Source organism: Geodermatophilus sp. SYSU D01180, from assembly GCF_054050415.1.
In genome coordinates, this window is record NZ_JBJGZH010000007.1 from 40,053 (window position 1) to 56,198 (window position 16,146).

A 16,146-nucleotide genomic window follows, 5' to 3' on the forward strand; every position below is an offset into this window, starting at 1 on the left:
CGGCGACCCCGCGGTCAACGGGGCCGCGCGCCCGGTCAGGAGGCCGGCACCGCCCACGGCGCGCCGTCGCCGCGCGGGGCGGGCAAGGGGACCGGCGCCGACCGGAGCAGCGCGCCGGCGGCCTCCGGCGGCAGCGGGCGGTGGATGAGGTAGCCCTGCGCGTGGTCGCAGTCCTGCTCGCGCAGCCGCTCGAGCTGCCCGGGCTCCTCCACGCCCTCGGCGACGACGTCGAGGCCGAAGGTGTGCGCGGCCCGGATGACCAGCGCCACGAGCTCCCGCTGCCCCGGGTCGGGCGAGGTGACGAAACTGCGGTCGATCTTGAGCGTGTCGACCGGCATGTGCCGGAGCTGCCCGATCGAGGTGTAGCCGGTGCCGAAGTCGTCGATGGCGATGGCCACGCCCATGTCCCGCAGCTGCGCGAGGTGGGTCATGGCGACCGGGTCGTCGACCAGGACGGTCTCGGTGACCTCGAGGACCAGCAGGCGCGCCGGCAGCCCCGAGGCGGCCAGGGCGTCGGCGACGTCGGTGACCACGCGCGGGTCGGTGAGGTGCCGCCCCGAGACGTTGACCGCGACCGTCGGCTCCGGCTCGCCCGGCACCGGCGGCACCTCGGTGCGCCAGGCGGCCAGCTGCCGGGTGGCCTCGTGCAGCACCCACCGGTCCAGCTCGCAGACCAGGCCGGAGGTCTCCGCGACCGGCACGAACTCGTCCGGCGGGACGAACGCGCCGTCGCGCTGCCAGCGCACCAGCGCCTCGAAGCCGTGCAGTCGCTGCCCGTCGACGTCGACGACCGGCTGGTAGTGCAGCCGCATCTCGCCGTTCGCCAGCGCGGCGGTGATCGCCGCCTCGGTCTCCGCGCGGGCGGCGAGCTGCCGCCGCAGCGCCTCGTCGAAGACCTCCGCCCGGCCGCGGCCGCGCTGCTTGGCGCGGTAGGCGGCGGTGTCGGCCTCGGCGAACAGGACGTCGGCGTCGGCGCCGCCGTCCCGGCTGACCGCGACGCCCACGCTGGCGCCGACCCGCACCGGGACGCCGCCGACCACGATCGGCTCGCTCACCCCCGCGATCAGCCGCTCGGCGAGCTCCTGCAGGTCGCGCTCGGCCTCGACCGGCTCGACCAGGACGACGAACTCGTCCCCGCCGAGGCGGCAGACGACGTCGCCGGCGCGGACCAGGGCGCGCATCCGGGCGGCGACCTCGCGCAGCACCGTGTCGCCGGCGGCATGGCCGTGGCCGTCGTTGACCGCCTTGAACCCGTCGAGGTCGACGAACAGCAGGCCGGTCATCTCGCCGGAGCGGCGGGCGCGGTGCAGCGCCGAGGTGACCAGGGTCAGCGCCTGCGCCCGGTTGGGCAGCTCGGTGAGGGGGTCGTGGGTAGCGCGGTGGGCGAGGGCGAACTGCAGCTCCTCCCGCTGGCGCACCGACGACACGATCTGCCGGACCGAGGCGTGCACGACCTCGCCGAGCGGGCCGGGCAGCGGCCGGTCGAGCAGCGCGTCGTCGAGGTCGCCGCGGGCCACCGCCTGGGCCTGGTCCTGGATGCGGCGCAGCCCGGCGACGGCGTCCCCGAGGGCGGCGGACACGGTGCGCACCTCGCGCGGGCCCGCGACCTCGACCTCCACGAGCTCGCCCTCGCTGATCCGGGTGGCCTGGCCGGCCAGCACGCCGAGCTCGCGGGAGACGGTGCGGCCGGTCCACACCGCGCCCACCAGGGACAGCAGCAGCAGCCCCACCCCGACCTGCAGCGTGGTGCGCAGGTCGGCGGCGGCCTCCTCGCGGTCGGCCGCGGCCAGCTCCAGCACCGTGCCGACCGCGGTCCCGACCAGCCCGGCGAGCCGGGCGTCGCGGTCCCCGCTGCTGAACAGCAGCTCGGCCATGCCGGTGACGTCGGCCGCGTACCCGGCGTCCGGGGTGTCGGACGGGGTGAGCAACCGGTCGAGGCCGGTAACGAGGTCGGAGTCGCGGACCTCCTCCCACGCCCGCCGCAGCGACTCCTGGGACAGCTCGTCCATCTGCCGCTTGGCGTCGGTGTAGGACAGCCAGCCGGTCTCCCACGCCAGGCGGGAGCCGATGAGCGCGGTGTCGGCCGCGAACAGCGAGCCGAGGTACAGCGGCATCTGCCGGCTGGCGTCCTGCGCGAGCCGGGCGACGGTCTGGACGTCCTGGACCGCCCGCACGGTGGCCGCCGGCACCCCCTCGGAGACGGCCGCCGAGGCGGCGGCGCGCTCGGCGGTCATGATCTCGTTGGAGAGGTCGAGGTAGCCCAGGTAGACCTGCTCGAGGCGCACGCCGCCGCTGTCGGTGCGGGCCCGCCACCAGGCCAGGGCCTCGGCCGCCCGGCCGGCGACCTCCGACCCCAGCGAGCCCGCGGGCACCGCGGCCAGCGCCCGGTCGGTGACCGCCCGGCGCTCGGTGAGGGCCTGCTCGGCGGTGCCGCGCATCCCGGTCAGCAGCCACGGCTGCACGCCGAGCTGCGCGGCCGCCGCCGGGTCGTCGATCACCGTCAGGGCCAGCGCGGGCAGGACCTCCTGCTCGGCGGCCGTCCGCAGCGCGTCGAGCTGGGCGAACGCCCGGATCCCGTCCTCGGCGCGGGTCGCGCTGGCCACCTCGGCCGAGCGCGCGCCCGCGATGAGCGCGGTGAGCACGCCGACCCCGACGAGCGGGACGGTCACCAGCGCCGTGAGGTGGCACCACAGCGGGACCCCGCGGCGGCGGGAGCGGGTCGTCGTCGACTCGGCCATGCCCCGGAGGTCGGCACGGTTCCGGACGGACTGGACCCGCTACCCGCCGGTCACCCCCCGAGGGGGTGGGTGCGGATCGCGGTGACCAGGGAGCAGCCGTCGGGCCCGAACGGGTCGACGACGAACCCGAACTGCACGAGGACGTCGGCGAGCAGCGCGTTCATGGTCCGCTGCACGGACGTGTCCAGCGCGGCGCCGCGGACCTGCTGCAGGCTCATCCGGTCGTGCTGGCGCCAGCTCACCAGGACCCCGCCGTGGGTGGTCTCCGGCGTCAGGCACACCCCGCCGGCCGCGGCGGTCCCCGGGTCGGTGGCCGAGCAGTCGTGCAGCGACAGGCCGGCCTCGACCAGCGCGGCGGCGACCTCCACGACCAGCGTGGTCAGCGCGTCCTCGTCGGTGAGCAGCTCGTCCCAGTCCTCGGGCAGCCGGTCGAGCTGGGTGCCGAGCTCGGTGAGCCACGCCCGGTCCTGCGGCGAGGGCCGCCGGGCGACGGTGCCGTCCTCGCGGAGCACGCCGTGCACGGTGCGCACCGCGCCGTCGAGGTCGCAGGCCACGGCCGCCCAGTCGGCCTCCACCCGGTCCTCGAACGGCCCCGCGAGCACGACGGGCCGGTCCCCGGTCCCGTCGGCCAGCCACCACGCCGTCGGCGCGCCGGCCGAGCCGCCGCGCCGCCCGGCGGGGTGGGTCGCCAGCCCCACGGCGGTGCGGGCCGGGGTGACCGTCGCGACGGCGCCGGCCGCAGCCCCCTCGCCGCCGCCGGTCGGGAGGGCAGGCACCGGGGTCTTCAGCAGGACGGGGACGGTGTCGTCGGCACCCGCCGCGGCCGCCGCGGGCGGAGCGGCGGGCGGCTGCCGCCGGCTCGCGGCGTTGCGCTCGAACTCGTAGCGGGCAGTCGAGCTGCGGCCGAGCGCGACGACCAGCCCGGCCGTCGCGAGGAACCCGAGGACGGCGACCGCCGGCCAGACCAGGACGGCGGTCATCACCAGGCGCACCAGGACCGCTGCGGGCCGGCGCCCCAGTCGGCCGCCCGTCGCACCCAGCCGCGCACGACCGCCACCGGGTCCACCGGCGCGCGGTCGGCGGGGTCGCCGGGGAGGGGCGGGTCGAGGGGGGTCAGGGTGTCGGACTCGAGGCCGAGCAGGTCGAGCAGGTCGGCGATGCCGAGCCCGTCCCCGGGTGGGACCGGGGACGAGGAGGTCCGGCGGGGGGCCGGCAGGGTGGGCGCGCTCACGGTGTTCCTCCAGGACGTCGTCCCGGCCGGGGAAGTGCCGGGGACACCGAGAGCATCGGGCCCGCGCGCCCCGCGGGGCCCCCGCTGGACACGGCTCCCGCGGCGGCGTCACGTGATCGTTGTCTGCGCCCGCCCGCAGGGGTGGTGACCGTGTGCAACCGACGACGTCTTGTCGACTCGCGGTGCGTCCCTCCGCGTGGACGGCGCCCACGGCCGGTCGGTCATCCCGGACGGCGGCGTGTCGGCGCGGTCAGCCCCGGCTGGTCGCCCTGTACGGCGCGCCGCTGCCGTCGTAGGTGGTCCACTCGCCGGTCGGGCGGCCGCGGTCGAACCACCCGGAGCGCAGCATCGTCCCGTCGAGGCGGAACCACTCCCAGTAGCCGTCGGGCTGCCCGCCGGCGACGTTCCCGCGGGCGCGCAGGGACCCGTCGCGGTGCCGCTCCTCGTGCGGCCCGTCGGTGGACTCGGCCTGGGGCACGTCCGCCTCCGTCCTCGGGGTCCCGGGTCGGCCGGAGCCTGCCACGGGGGTCCGACGGGCGGCGGGACCCGGGAAACGACACCGGGACGCCGTCGGTGTCGACGGCGTCCCGGGAGGGCGTGCTGTGGAGCGCGTGCGGCTGTTACTCGGGGTGGCGGACGACGTGCCCGCCGGCCTCCTCGCCGAGCGGCGTGACGTCGAGGCCGCGCAGCCAGAGCACGTCGGCGAGCGCGCGGTTCATGACGGCCTGCACCGAGATGTCGGCGACCAGCCCGTGCACCTGCTCGACGCTCATCCGGTCGTGCTGCCGCCAGCCGACGACGACGCCGTCGAGGGCCGGCTCGGCGCTGACGCAGGCCCCGCCGAGCGCGGCGCCGTCACCGGCGGCGTCCCACAGCGGCAGGCCGGCCTCGGTGAGCGCGGCGGTGACCTCGACGACCAGGGTGGCCAGCGGGTCCTCGTCGGAGAGCTCGGCGTCCCAGTCCGCGGGCAGCCGGTCGAGCTGGTCGCCGAGGTGGCCCAGCCAGGCCAGTTCCTGCGGGGAGGGCCGGCGGTGCAGGCCGCCGTCGGGTCGCAGGACGCCGTAGACCGGCCGGGCGTCGCCGGCGTGCATGGAGGCGGCCCAGGCCGCCTCCGACCGGTCGGGGAAGGGACCGTCGACGAGGCGGTCGCGTCCCTGCCCGTCGTCGACGACGAGCCACCAGCCCAGGCGTGCCTGGCCGTCGACCCTGATCTCACTGCTGCGGAGTGCCACTGGTTCCACCGTTCATCCCGTCCATGGGGCCGCCGCTGGGGAAGCGCGACGGCGCCCGCGCCCGCCGGGTGAGGGCGGAGCGGATGTCAGAAACGTAGGGGCGCGGGGTCCGCCACGGCGCCCCGCGGAACGCCCGCGTGACACGGCGTAAGCGGATCGTTGCGAAGGCCCCCGACACGGACGGTGACCGGCTCCTCGAACCGCCCACATGTCGACCGTTCCGCGCTCGCGCGGGCGTGCGGATGTGCCGAAACCGCACGACGACGCCGTTTCGGCTCAACCCCGCGGCGCGTCCCGGCGGCGGCGCAGGCGGACCGGGACCGTGCCCGGCCGGGATGCGCGATCATCCCCGGGACGAACGGAGGAGACCCGTGACCGACAGACCCGTGACCGACAGCCCCGTGACCGACGGTGCACCGGTGGTCGTCGACGACACGGCGGCCAGCCGCTTCGAGGTCCTCGTGGACGGCGCGGTCGCCGGCTACGCGGAGTACCGGCGGACGGCGTCGGCGCTGACGTTCACCCACACCGTCGTCGACCCCGCCTCCGAGGGCCGCGGGCTCGGCTCCGTGCTCGCCCGCGGCGCCCTCGACGCCGCCCGGGAGGCGGGCGCGCGGGTCCTGCCGTTCTGCCCGTTCATCCGCGGTTACATCCGGCGGCACCCGGAGTACCTGGACCTCGTCCCCGCCGACCGCAGGGCCCAGTTCGGGCTGGCGCCGGCCGCCGACCACCCGACCCCCGACGACCCGAGATGAGACCCGAGATGACCGAGACCCGCGACCTGACGGCCCTGGAGGCCGAGCGCGCCCGCATCCGCGCCGCGCACCTGAAGCCGGCCGGGGAGCGCCCGCCCTCGACCGCCCGCGGCCTGCACCACACCGCGCTGATCAGCAGCGACGTCGAGCGGACCGTGCGCTTCTACCAGGACGTCCTCGGCTTCCCGCTGACCGAGCTGGTCGAGAACCGCGACTACCCCGGCTCCTCGCACTTCTTCTTCGACATCGGCAACGGCAACCTGTTGGCGTTCTTCGACTTCCCCGGCCTGGACGTCGGCCCCTACGCCGAGGTGCTCGGCGGCCTGCACCACATGGCGATCAGCGTCGAGCCGGAGCGCTGGCACGAGCTGGTGCGGCGGCTCACCGACGCCGGGGTGCCGCACGAGGTGCACAGCGGCGTCTCGGTCTACTTCCGCGACCCCGACGGCGCCCGCATCGAGCTGATCGCCGACCCGCTCGGGGAGATGTACGGCCTGTCCGTGCTCTGAGGCCGGGGGCGGTCAGTCGTCCCCGCCGCCGTTGCCGTTCCCGCGGCCGTTGCCGTTCCCGTTCCCGTTGCCGTTCCCGGGGCCGTCGTCCTCCCCGCCCTCGTCCTCGCCGCTGTCGCCGCCGCCCTCGCCCTGCGGCGGAGGCGGGGTGGCGTAGGTGACGGTGACCGTCGACCCCACGACGACCGGGCCGGCGGGGTCGACGGCGACCACCTGCCCCTCCGGGGCGTCGCCGGTCACGACCGTGCCCGGCTGCACCTGGAGCCCGAGCGCCGTCAGCTCCGCCTGGACGTCGGGGAAGGGGCGCCCGACGAGGGCCGCGGCCACGACGTCGACGGTGGGCGGCGGAGCGGGCTCGGTGGTGGTCGGCGCGGAGGACGACGGCGCGGACGACGACGACGGCGCCGGGGTCGAGGACGGCGCCGCGGACGGGGACGGGTCCCCCCGGGTGCCGAGGACGACCGCCACCCCGGCGAGGGCGAGGACGAGCAGCGCGAGGGCGCCGGCGACCAGCCGGCGGCGCCGCGGCGCCGCCGCGGGGACGTCGGCGGGCGCCGTCACGTCGGCCGGGAGGACGGCCGTCTGCTGGGCGTGCTGGGCGGCCGCGACGGGGAGGACGAGCGTGGCCGACGACGCGCTGGGGGACGACCGGCCGGCGAGCACCGCGTCGGCGGCGTCGCGCAGCGCGGCGCCGTCGGGGAAGCGGGCGGCCGGGTCCTTGGCCATCGCGCGCTCGACCAGCGCGCGGACGTCCGGCGGCACGTCGGCCGGCAGCGGCGGCGGCTGCTGCTGGACGTGCATGAGGAGCACCTGCACCGGGCTCTCGGCGTCGAAGGGCACCCGGCCGGTGAGGCACTGGTGGGCGACGACGCCGAGGCCGTAGACGTCGCTGGCGGGCGAGGCCTTGGCGCCCTGGACCTGCTCCGGGGAGATGTACTGGGCGGTCCCCATCACCTGCCCGGTCTGGGTCATGGGCACCGACGACGCCGAGAAGGCGATCCCGAAGTCGGTGATCTTCACGCCGCCGTCCGGGGTGACGAGCAGGTTGCCCGGCTTGACGTCGCGGTGGACGACGCCGGCGGCGTGCGCCGTGGCCAGCCCCGCGGCGGCCTGCCGCACGATCCGCAGCGTCTCCGTCGCGTCCAGCCCACCGGTGCGGGCGACCAGGGCCGACAGCGGCTCCCCGGCCACCAGCTCCATCACCAGGTAGGCCAGCGGCTCGCCGTCCGGGCTGACCGTCTCGCCGTAGTCGTGCACCGCGGCGATGTGCGGGTCGGACAGCAGCGCCGCGTGCCGCGCCTCCGCGCGGAAGCGCTGCAGGAAGGTCGGGTCGCCGGTGTACTCGCTGCGCAGCACCTTGATGGCGACCGGCCGGTCGAGCAGCGTGTCGTGCGCCCGCCAGACCCGTCCCATGCCGCCGCTGGCCAGGACGGAGTCCAGCCGGTAGCGGCCGCCCAGCAGGTCGCCCGTCGGGCGCATCGGTGCTCTCCCCCTCGTCGTCCGGTGGCCGGTCCCCGGCCGCCGGACGCCCGCGGCGGGGACGACCGGCCTCAGGAGACGGTACGTCGCGCGGGGTCGGGGAACGAGCGGTCCCCGAAGAGCACGCGGCGTGCCGCGGCGCGTCCGGGCGCCGTGCGCAGCACCGGGAAGGCGGCCGCCGCCATCGCCGGGGTGCGCACCGCGGCCAGGCCCCGGCGCAGCAGCAGCCGGCCGCGGAACGCGGCACGCAGCGCGGCGCCGTCGTGGTGCCGGAGCGCGTCGGCCCGCCCGGTCCGCAGCGCGTCGTCGAGGACGCCGGCGGCGTGCCGGGACAGCCGCAGGCACGGGTCGAGCCCGCCGGCGGTGAGCGGGGAGACCGCGCCCGCGGCGTCCCCCACGAGCAGCCCGTCCGCGCAGCTGATCCGGCGCAGCAGGCCGCCGACGGGGATCGGGCCGCCGCGCCGCTCCACCTCGCCCGGCCGGCCCGCCGGCAGGCCCGGCGCCGCCGTCGCGAACCGCCGCAGCGCCGCGCGCACGCCGTCCGGGAAGCGGGCGGCGTACCCGGCGACGCCGACGTGGGCGTGCCGGCCGTCGTCGACCACCCAGGCCAGGTAGCCGGGCGCGAGGGAGGGGTCGAGCACGCAGTGGAACGTCGGCGGTCCGCCGCCGTCCGCGACCGGGAGCACCTCCTCGGCGCCGACCAGCAGGTGCGTGTTGCGGTCCAGGCCGAGGTCGCGGGCGACGGCGGACCGGGCGCCGTCCGCGCCGACCACGAACCGCGCCCGCACGCGCGCGACCCCGTCCGGGCCGGCCAGCAGGGAGGCACCGTCCGCGCGCCCGGCGTAGCGGGTGCCGAGGGCGAGCCGGACGCCGGCGTCGGCCGCCTCGCGGGCGGCGGCCAGGTAGAGCGCGCCCATGTCGCCCACGCGGTACTCGTCGCGGTCGCTGTCCAGGACCACCGGCCGGTGCCGGTCCGGCGGGTAGAGCACCACCCGCCGGATCGGCGGGCCCAGGCAGTCCGGGGGAAGCGCGAAGTCGTCGAGCGTCTTGCGGACGAAGATGCCCGTGGTGCGGATCGCGCCGTCCAGGCGCCGCCGCCGGTCGGCCAGCAGGACGTCGTGGCCGTGGCGGGCGAGCAGCGTGGCGGTGTGCAGGCCGGCCAGCCCGGCGCCGACGACCAGCACGTCGGCGGTGTCGGGGCCGCTCACCGGTCGGCGTCGGTGCGGACGAGGCGCAGGAGGCCGAGCAGCAGCGCACCGGCGGCCCAGGCGAGCAGCACGGCGACCGCCGACCCTCGCGTCACCCCCGGCACGTCCCCGCCGAGCAGGAGGAACGCCGCCCCGGACCCGGGCAGCACCTCGGCGACCGCCGCGGACCAGCCGGCGCCGACCGCCGGGAGCAGCAGCGGCAGCACGAGGAGCAGGAGGAAGGCGGCGACGAGGGCGCCGGCCGTGCTGCGCAGCAGGAACCCGAGCCCGGCGGCGAGGGCGGTGCCGGCCGCGAGCACGAGGGCCACGTCGGCGAGCACGCCGGGGCCGTCGTCCCAGGACAGGGTGATCTCCGGGTGCGGCGCGGCGAAGGCGGCCATCGCGCTGACCAGCGCGATCGCCACCCCGAGGACGGTGGCGACGGCGACCGGCACGAGCGTGCGCGCCGCCATCAGGACCCCGCGGCGCGGCGTCCACTGCAGCGTCGGGACGATCCCGCCGGTGGCGTGGTCGGACGTGACCGCCAGCAGGACCAGCGTGAGCAGCGCGAACTGCGCGGGCAGCACCGGCACGGCCACCGCCGCCCAGGCGCCGCTCCCCGACGGCGGGTCCGCGGCCGCCTCCGCGCCGGCGAGGGCGGCGATGCCGGCCATCGTCACGGCGGCGGCCGCCAGGCACCACCAGGTGGCGCGGACGGTCCACAGCCGGGTCCACTCGGCGGCGGCGGTGCGCGCGAGCAGCCGCCCGGTGGTCACCTGCCCCGTCACCGCGCCCCCTCCGCCGGGACCGGGCGACCGGCGTGCTCGACGGCCTCGCCGGTGAGCGCGAGGTAGGCCTCCTCCAGCGAGGCGGCCGTCTCCGACAGGTGGTGCAGCGGGACGCCGGCGGCCGCGGCGAGGTCGCCCACCTGCGCGGCGGTGCCCCCCTCGACCTGCAGCTCCCCTCCCCCGGCGAGCTCGACGGAGAGGCCGTGCCGCCGGAGCAGCGCCGCCAGCGCCTCCGGCTGCGGGCTGCGGACCCGCACCCGGGGCCGGCCCAGCCCGCGCAGGAGCTCGTCGGTGGTGACGTCGGCGACGAGGCGGCCGCGGCCGATGACGACCAGCCGGTCGGCGACCGCCTGCACCTCGCCGAGCAGGTGGCTGGAGACCAGCACGGTGCGGCCCTCGTCGGCGAGCCCGCGCAGCAGCCCGCGGATCCAGCGGACGCCGTCGAGGTCCAGCCCGTTGACCGGCTCGTCGAACAGCAGGACGCGGGGGTCGCCGAGCAGCGCGGCCGCGATGCCCAGCCGCTGGCGCATGCCGAGGGAGTACGCGCGGACGCGGCGGCGCGCGGCGCGCTCCAGCCCCACCTGGCCGAGCACCTCGTCGACGCGGCGCACCGGGATGCCGTTGGTGCGGGCCGCCACGCGGAGGTGGTCGCGCCCGGTGCGGCCGGGGTGGACGGCACCCGGGTCGAGCAGCGCGCCGACCTCGCGCAACGGCTCGGCCAGCTCCGCGAACCGCCGGCCCCCGACCAGCGCCGTCCCCGCGGTGGGGCGGTCCAGGCCGAGCACCATCCGCATCGTCGTCGACTTGCCCGCCCCGTTGGGGCCGAGGAAGCCGGTCACCGTCCCGGGCGCGACGTCGAAGCTCAGGTCGTCGACGGCGAGGACGTCGCCGTAGCGCTTGGTCAGGCCGCGGACCTCGATCACCGGGACGCCTCGTGCGCCGGCTGCGACGCCTCCTGCCCGTCGGGCACCCACTCGAGGATGTCGCCGGGCTGGCAGTCGAGCACCCGGCACATCGCCTCGAGGGTGCTGAAGCGGACCGCCTTGGCCCGGCCGTTCTTGAGCACCGCGACGTTCGCCGGGGTGAGCCCGACCCGCTCGGCGAACTCACCCACGCTCATCTTCCGCCGGGCCAGCTCGACGTCGAGACGCACGACGATGGGCATCAGATGACCGCTTCCATGTCGCTGCGCAGGACGGTGGCCTGCCGCAGCAGCGCCCGCATGACGACCACGAGCAGCCCGACCACGGCGCCGACGAGCAGCAGCACGACCAGGAGAGCGGGGAGCACGGGGTCGTCGCTGACCTCGTCGACGACGAAGTAGTACGAGCAGACGAAGGCGCCGAGGAGCATCAGCCACCCGGCGGCCATCGCGCCGACGATCGCGTCCACCCACGGCTGGGAGCTCGCGCTGAAGATGCGGTCGGCCGTGACCAGCGTCAGCAGCTGCCAGGTGCAGACGATGACGACCTGGACGCACACGAGCGCGAGCACCAGGACCGTCCACATGACCCAGCCCATGGCCGTCTGCTCCAGCGACGGGTCGGCGACGTCGGGCACCAGCTCCGGCACGGCCCGGACCTGGGCGGCGGCCAGCGCGGCGAACACGACGACGAGCAGGACCTGGAGGGGCACGACCACCCGATGCACACGCGACATGCGTCGACTGTCGCGCATCATCCATCGAAAGTCGATAGACAGTTGTCGACAAACGAGAGGTCGTCCCGCTGTGGAGAGCGCACCGGTCCCGGGCCCGGCGGCCCTCGCGTCAGGCGTCCGCCGTCAGCAGCAGTCGCACGTCTCGTCGCAGCAGTCGTCCTCGACCGGGTCGCTCACGGTTCGTCACCTCCCCTCGCGGGCGGGCACCAGGTGCCGGGGCTGGGTGGTGGACACTGCGCCGAGGGCAGGGCGTCGGCCATCGCCCGCATCTCCGTGCGCAGTGCCACGAGGCGGGCGATCTCGGCGTCGACCTCGTCCAGCCGACGGCGCAGCAGCTGCTCGGCCGGCTCGCAGGGACACGTCCCGGTGTCGCGCACGGCCAGCAGGGCGCGGATGTCGGACAGCCGCAGGCCCAGGCGCTGGGCGCCGCGGATGAAGTGCAGCCGGTCGACGGCGCCGGCGTCGTAGCTGCGGTAGCCCGCCGCGGTCCGCTCCGGCTCCGGCAGCAGGCCGACGCGCTCGTAGTAGCGGACGGTGTCCGTCGGGACCCCCGCCGCGGACGCCAGCTCGGCGACGCGGAGCCCGCGGACGGCTGTCGCTGTCATGCGGCCGACGCTAGGCCTGTGACCCGGGTCCAGGGTCAAGCCCGGAGCCCGGCGGACCCGTCCTCAGCCGGCGAGGGTGCGGCGCAGAGCCGCCTCCAGGGTCCCCGCGTCGAGCGTCGCGAGGAACCCGGGCACACCGAGCAGCGCCCAGGTCAGGACGTTCCGCTCCCCGGGTGTGAGGTCCCGGCCGAGGACGGGGACCAGGAGGGGCGCGGCGACCTCGTCGGCCACGATGTCGCGCCCCCAGAAGGGCAGCGGGATCGCCGGCAGGACGGCTGCTCCGTGTCGGGCCACCGCCGCCTCGGCGGCGGCGCGGAAGTGGAGGTCGTCGTAGCGGCCCAGTCGGTGGGCCCGGTCGTCGGCCCGGGCGACGCTGCGGCGCCGGCGTCGGATCGCCGGGTGCGCGACGGCGTCCGGGAACTCCGCCTCCCAGTCGGCCTCCGCCTCCCCGTCCCGGGGCAGCGCCGCAGCCAGCAGCCGCAGGCTCTCGGCCACCGCGGACGCCGGCAGCCCGGCGGCGCGGTCCTCCAGGAGCGAGGCGGCGTTCCGCCACTCCGGCGCGCCGGGCACGGCGGTCGACAGCAGCGCGACCAACCGGTCGCCCGCCCGGACCGGTTCCTCGGGGATCCCGAGGAACCCCGCCGCGCCCGCGCTCGCCACCTGCACCCAGCCCCGCCGGTCGGCGAGGTACCCGCGGGCCGCCTCGACCCGCCCGGCCTCGTCGAGACCCGCGGCCAGCCGCGCGGCGACGTCGGCCCGCGCGGCGGCCAGGGCCCGCTCGCGCCGGAGGTCCGGGTCGTCGTCGCGGGCGACCCGCAACGCCGGCGCCCCGTGCCGCGGGCAGTCCCGCTCGAGGCCGGCGAAGACCCGCCGCTCGGGCGGCGCGTCGGCGTCGCGGTACCAGGGGCCGAAGGGGCCGCCGGGCCAGTCGGCCGGGTCGAACCGGCCGCCGCCGGTCGTCAGCAGCGGGCCCGCGCCGGGCTCCTCCTCCCAGCCGGTGAGGACGCCGTCGACGACGTGCGCGAAGCCGCCCGTGTGCATCGCGACGGTGTAGGTCCCCGTGGGACCGAGCCCGCCCCGCGGCAGGCCCACCCGGTCGCCGACGTGCAGGTACCGCAGGCCCTTGCCCCACAGCTTCACCTGCTCGTAGCGGTCGCCGTGGTGCACCGTGTCGTACGTCCCCAAGACGCTCCCCTGTCGTCGCGGTGCTCTCGGACTCCCCGTTCACCGCCGACCGGCGACCCCGTATCGCCCGGGCCGCGGCCGCCCGAGGAGCAGCACTCCCACCCGGATGACCGCGAACAACGCCACCACCGGCATCGCGATGCTGACGGGGAGCCGGATCAGGCTCCCGAGGAGCCCGGCGTCGAGGGACAGGTAGGCCCAGTAGAGCAGCGCTTCGACGATCGCGGCGACGCCGAGGTACACGGCCAGGGTCGCCACGCGACCGGCCGCTCCTCGCCCGGGCCGGCCCGACGGGGTCGGCGTCGCGGGGCGCGGGACCTGCCACGACGGGACCGAGGTGGGAGACGAGCGCACCACGACCGGTGAGCCGGGCGAGGGGCGGCGTGCCGCCATCCGCCGCTGCACCGCTTCTCCGGCGCTGAGGAAACCCTGCGCGCGGAGCGTCGCCTCGTCCACGTGCAGGTCCAGCAGCGCGAGCAGCGCGGTGACGGTCTCGACGGTCACGTCCTGTTGCCGCTGGTCAGGTCGGCCGGTCACCTGCGCGAGGTTCCGCATCGTGCACACCTGGCCGTCTCCCAGCTGCAGCGCCGGGGTGTCGGTCTGCACCCCGGCGCCGGCCACCGCGACCACGAAGTGCACGAACGGCATCCGGGCCACTCCGGCGTCCTCCGCGGCGCCGACGAGCACCTGCATCGCCTGCCGCGCCTGCAGGTACGGGTTCTTGCGGCCGGCGAAGTCGGCCCGCTCCCCGCCGACCATCCACGGGCCGTTGAGGGCCGGCGTGAGCTGGCCCCTCATCCTCGTGCCCTTGCCCTCCACCACGGTGACGCGGTGGGGGGTGATGACGATGGCGTCCAGTTCCCTGGTCCGGTCGCCGTACACCACCATCGGACACAGCACGAGGACCCCCGACTGGTCGGCCAACGCAGGGACGATCTCCTGCTCGGTCCGGTTCGGCTCGTTGGCCTCGATGACGTACACGGCGCTCCTCCGGTCCGATCCCCGCGCAGTCCGTCGACGCGGGTCGCGCTCGGGGACATCGGCCGGATGGGCGGCCTACTTGAGGAACGAGATCCCCCGCAACGGGGGCGACGGCTGCAGCGGTCCCGGCCGTCAGCGCGCCGTGACGGCCTCCCCTGTACGCCGCCGACGCTGCGGAAGCGGATCGCGGCGACGTCCAGGCGAAGACCCCGAGAGAGGCTGCCTTCGGGTGGTACCGAACGTCCGCTGGCACAGCTGGGAGAAGGACGCCGTCCGGCTAGGGTCGCTGGGATGCCAGGGCCGACGTCGGGAGCTGCCACGTCCGGGAGCCGGTCCCGCGGCCCGGAAGCGGCATACCGGAAGTCCGGAGAGGGCGTCGCGGCGAAGTCGCCGCTGTACGAGCGCCTCGCCGTCGCGCTGGGCGGCTCCGACGATGCGTTGCGCGCCCTCGGGGCCCTGCCGGCGCGCCGGCGGACCCCCGCCGTCGTCCTCGCCGCGCTGCACGACCTCGCCCTGGCCGGGCGCGCCCCGGCGCTCGCCGCGGCCTACGCCGCCGGGGACGCCGACGCCGCCGCCTACGCGGCGGTCGACACGCTGCTGCGGGCGGCCGACGAGGTCGCGGCCGTCGCCGCGCGCCGGCCGGTGCGCGACGACGGGACCGGGCACGGCGCCGTGCTGTACCCGCTGGTCGCCGAGGCGGCGCACCGGGCGGGAGCGGCCGCGGTCGGGCTGGTCGGCGTGGACTGCGGGGCCGGGTTCGACCTGTTCCTCGACCGCGTCGGCATCACCTACGGCGACGGGCGGACGCTGGGCGACCCGTCGTCCCCGGTGCAGACGGCGTGCCGGGTCGTCGGGGACCGGCCCGTCCCGATGCGGGCGGTGCCCGGGGTCGTCGCCCGGATCGGCGTCGACCGCGACCCGGTGGACGTGACCGATCCCGACGACGCCCGGTGGCTGCGCGCCTGCCTGCCGCCGGACCGGCCCGAGCGGAGGGCGCTGCTCGAGGCGGAGATCGCGCTGGCGGCGTCGGCTCCTCCCCTGCTGCTGCGCGGCGACGCCGTCGAGGTGCTGCCCGACGCCCTCGCCCGGGTGCCCGCGGACGCGCTGCCCGTCGTCACCACGACGTGGGCGCTGTCGCGCCTCCCGCCCGGGGCGCGGCTGCGCTTCCTGCAGCGCCTCGGCGAGGCGGCGGCCGGCCGGCCGGTGGCGTGGGTGTCCGCGGAGGGGGTCGGCGTCGCGCCCGCGGTCCCGACGTTCGGCGACCGCCGCGCCTCCGGCCACAGCATCCTGGGCGTGGCCGTGCTCGACGGCCCGACCCTGCACGCCGAGGCCGTCGGCCGGTGCTGGTCGCGGGGCCGCACCGTGGCCTGGCTGGCGGGCTCCTGACTCGCCCGGTCAGTCCGGTCGCCGGGCGGTGAGCGCCACCCGGGGGTGCCCGGACGCGTCCGCCGGCAGCAGCAGCTCGGCCACGGGCTCCAGCCCTGCGTCGGCGAGCATCGCGGCGACCTGCTCGGGCAGGCCAAGGTGCGTCGTCCAGGCCACCGGCACGCCCGCCGTAGGCCACGGTGCGCACGAGGTCCCCCTCCCCGACGTGCGTGCCGACCAGCACCCGGCCGCCGGGCACCAGGGCGTCGGCGAAGGACCGCAGCACGTCGGGCAGCACGTCGCGCGGGAGCAGGTCCACCCCCGCGACGTCGACGCCCAGGCCCGCGAGGCGCGCCGCCACGTGCCCCGGGCCGCAGCCGACGTCCAGGACCGGTCCGCGTCCCCGCACCGTCTCGGCGAACGCGGCCAGCA

Annotated in this window: 18 protein-coding genes; 3 read left to right on the forward strand and 15 right to left on the reverse strand. The window is 77.2% G+C overall.

Annotated features, from left to right (window positions below):
* Window positions 1-35: 35 nt before the first annotated feature.
* From ACI8AA_RS08585 to ACI8AA_RS08605, 5 genes are all read right to left on the reverse strand, one after another.
* Window positions 36-2,738, reverse strand: coding sequence for a putative bifunctional diguanylate cyclase/phosphodiesterase (locus ACI8AA_RS08585; RefSeq protein WP_457044060.1), 2,703 nt, complete (start codon window positions 2,736-2,738; stop codon window positions 36-38).
* Window positions 2,739-2,788: 50 nt separating this feature from the next.
* A complete protein-coding gene (locus ACI8AA_RS08590) occupies window positions 2,789-3,718 on the reverse strand; it encodes a hypothetical protein (protein ID WP_457044061.1) in 930 nt (309 codons plus the stop codon).
* Window positions 3,718-3,969: a hypothetical protein gene (locus ACI8AA_RS08595; RefSeq protein ID WP_457044062.1), complete on the reverse strand. Its 252-nt coding sequence runs from the start codon at window positions 3,967-3,969 to the stop codon at window positions 3,718-3,720. The genes ACI8AA_RS08590 and ACI8AA_RS08595 overlap by 1 nt, the downstream gene beginning before the upstream one ends.
* Before the next feature lie 250 nt (window positions 3,970-4,219).
* Complete coding sequence (locus ACI8AA_RS08600; RefSeq protein ID WP_457044063.1) at window positions 4,220-4,447, reverse strand: toxin-antitoxin system YwqK family antitoxin; 228 nt, start codon at window positions 4,445-4,447, stop codon at window positions 4,220-4,222.
* 142 nt (window positions 4,448-4,589) lie between these two features.
* Window positions 4,590-5,201 carry a hypothetical protein gene (locus tag ACI8AA_RS08605; RefSeq protein WP_456927531.1) on the reverse strand — a complete coding sequence of 204 codons (612 nt, stop codon included), beginning with the start codon at window positions 5,199-5,201 and terminating at the stop codon, window positions 4,590-4,592.
* A 371-nt stretch (window positions 5,202-5,572) separates the two neighbouring features.
* Here ACI8AA_RS08605 and ACI8AA_RS08610 point away from each other — a divergent pair, with 371 nt between their 5' ends.
* Both ACI8AA_RS08610 and ACI8AA_RS08615 read left to right on the forward strand, forming a co-directional pair.
* Window positions 5,573-5,956: a GNAT family N-acetyltransferase gene (locus ACI8AA_RS08610; RefSeq protein ID WP_457044064.1), complete on the forward strand. Its 384-nt coding sequence runs from the start codon at window positions 5,573-5,575 to the stop codon at window positions 5,954-5,956.
* Between the two features lie 8 nt (window positions 5,957-5,964).
* Window positions 5,965-6,465 carry a VOC family protein gene (locus ACI8AA_RS08615; protein WP_456942476.1) on the forward strand — a complete coding sequence of 167 codons (501 nt, stop codon included), beginning with the start codon at window positions 5,965-5,967 and terminating at the stop codon, window positions 6,463-6,465.
* Window positions 6,466-6,477: 12 nt separating this feature from the next.
* Here the strand turns inward: ACI8AA_RS08615 and ACI8AA_RS08620 are convergent, their stop codons facing one another.
* From ACI8AA_RS08620 to ACI8AA_RS08660, 9 genes are all read right to left on the reverse strand, one after another.
* Window positions 6,478-7,944, reverse strand: a complete 1,467-nt coding sequence (locus ACI8AA_RS08620) for a serine/threonine protein kinase (protein WP_457044065.1) — start codon at window positions 7,942-7,944, stop codon at window positions 6,478-6,480.
* A gap of 71 nt (window positions 7,945-8,015) precedes the next feature.
* Entirely contained in the window at window positions 8,016-9,152 is a 1,137-nt protein-coding gene (locus tag ACI8AA_RS08625) for an FAD-dependent oxidoreductase (protein ID WP_457044066.1), read from the reverse strand.
* Window positions 9,149-9,919 carry a hypothetical protein gene (locus ACI8AA_RS08630; protein ID WP_457044067.1) on the reverse strand — a complete coding sequence of 257 codons (771 nt, stop codon included), beginning with the start codon at window positions 9,917-9,919 and terminating at the stop codon, window positions 9,149-9,151. Before ACI8AA_RS08630 ends, ACI8AA_RS08625 begins: the two co-directional genes overlap by 4 nt.
* Window positions 9,916-10,842: an ABC transporter ATP-binding protein gene (locus ACI8AA_RS08635; protein ID WP_457044068.1), complete on the reverse strand. Its 927-nt coding sequence runs from the start codon at window positions 10,840-10,842 to the stop codon at window positions 9,916-9,918. The genes ACI8AA_RS08630 and ACI8AA_RS08635 overlap by 4 nt, the downstream gene beginning before the upstream one ends.
* A complete protein-coding gene (locus tag ACI8AA_RS08640) occupies window positions 10,839-11,084 on the reverse strand; it encodes a helix-turn-helix domain-containing protein (RefSeq protein WP_456927527.1) in 246 nt (81 codons plus the stop codon). The genes ACI8AA_RS08635 and ACI8AA_RS08640 overlap by 4 nt, the downstream gene beginning before the upstream one ends.
* Window positions 11,084-11,578, reverse strand: coding sequence for a DUF2975 domain-containing protein (locus ACI8AA_RS08645; protein WP_457044069.1), 495 nt, complete (start codon window positions 11,576-11,578; stop codon window positions 11,084-11,086). Before ACI8AA_RS08645 ends, ACI8AA_RS08640 begins: the two co-directional genes overlap by 1 nt.
* 173 nt (window positions 11,579-11,751) lie before the next feature.
* Window positions 11,752-12,183, reverse strand: a complete 432-nt coding sequence (locus ACI8AA_RS08650) for a heavy metal-responsive transcriptional regulator (RefSeq protein WP_457044070.1) — start codon at window positions 12,181-12,183, stop codon at window positions 11,752-11,754.
* 63 nt (window positions 12,184-12,246) lie between these two features.
* A complete protein-coding gene (locus ACI8AA_RS08655; RefSeq protein ID WP_457044071.1) occupies window positions 12,247-13,368 on the reverse strand; it encodes a hypothetical protein in 1,122 nt (373 codons plus the stop codon).
* Between the two features lie 39 nt (window positions 13,369-13,407).
* A complete protein-coding gene (locus tag ACI8AA_RS08660) occupies window positions 13,408-14,349 on the reverse strand; it encodes a nuclease-related domain-containing protein (RefSeq protein WP_457044072.1) in 942 nt (313 codons plus the stop codon).
* 291 nt (window positions 14,350-14,640) lie between these two features.
* Here ACI8AA_RS08660 and ACI8AA_RS08665 point away from each other — a divergent pair, with 291 nt between their 5' ends.
* Entirely contained in the window at window positions 14,641-15,735 is a 1,095-nt protein-coding gene (locus ACI8AA_RS08665) for a DUF2332 domain-containing protein (RefSeq protein WP_457044073.1), read from the forward strand.
* A 9-nt stretch (window positions 15,736-15,744) separates the two neighbouring features.
* Here the strand turns inward: ACI8AA_RS08665 and ACI8AA_RS08670 are convergent, their stop codons facing one another.
* On the reverse strand, window positions 15,745-15,891 hold the full coding sequence (locus ACI8AA_RS08670) for a hypothetical protein (RefSeq protein ID WP_457044074.1): 147 nt from the start codon (window positions 15,889-15,891) through the stop codon (window positions 15,745-15,747).
* Window positions 15,892-16,146 lie beyond the last annotated feature (255 nt).